The sequence below is a fragment of the Actinomyces urogenitalis DSM 15434 genome (assembly GCF_000159035.1).
Lineage (GTDB): Bacteria > Actinomycetota > Actinomycetes > Actinomycetales > Actinomycetaceae > Actinomyces > Actinomyces urogenitalis.
On sequence record NZ_DS999607.1, the window covers coordinates 1 to 629 of the forward strand.

The 629-nt window shown below is 75.5% G+C and carries 1 protein-coding gene; it reads left to right on the forward strand.

Annotation, left to right across the window (positions count from 1 at the left end):
• Window positions 1-97: 97 nt before the first annotated feature.
• Window positions 98-629: NAD(P)-binding protein (locus HMPREF0058_RS11480; protein WP_006549966.1), on the forward strand; the 532-nt coding region annotated here is incomplete at its 3' end.

Below are 629 nucleotides of genomic sequence, written 5' to 3' on the forward strand. Positions count from 1 at the left end.
ACCCGGCGGTGCTCACCGGCATCGTCGCCCAGGTCCACGCGGACCAGCAGTGGGCCGAGGTCGCCGCCCGCCCCTGGCAGGGACCGGAGGCCCAGGCATGAGCCCCCAGGTCTGGGACGCCGTCGTCGTGGGCGGCGGCATCGCTGGGCTGTCTGCCGCCTGGCAGCTGTGCCAGGTCGGCCTGCGCCCGATGGTCCTCGAGGCCCGCGGCTACACCGGCGGTCTCGTGGCCGCCGCCGAGATCGGCGGAGCCAGGATGGACCTGGGCGCCGAGGGCTTCGTCATGCGCGGCCGGGCCGTCACTGAGATGGTCGACGCGCTCGGTCTCACGGTCGTCGGTCCCTGCGGCGGCGGAGCCAGGCTCTTTCTTCCCCCGCTCGACGGCGATCCCGCCTCGGCCGGCTGGGCGCTGCACCCCTTCCTCAAGGACTCCTTCCTCGGCATCCCGGCCCACCCCCTGGCCGAGGACGCCGTCGCCGTGCTGGGCCGTGCCGGTGCCGAGCGCGCCACGGCCGACGCCACCCTGCCCGGCACTGTCAGCACCCAGCCAGGAGACCCGGCCGACCTTGCCTCCTTCGTGCGCGCCCGCATGGGCCAGGCGGTGCTCGACCGCCTCGTGCGCCCCATCG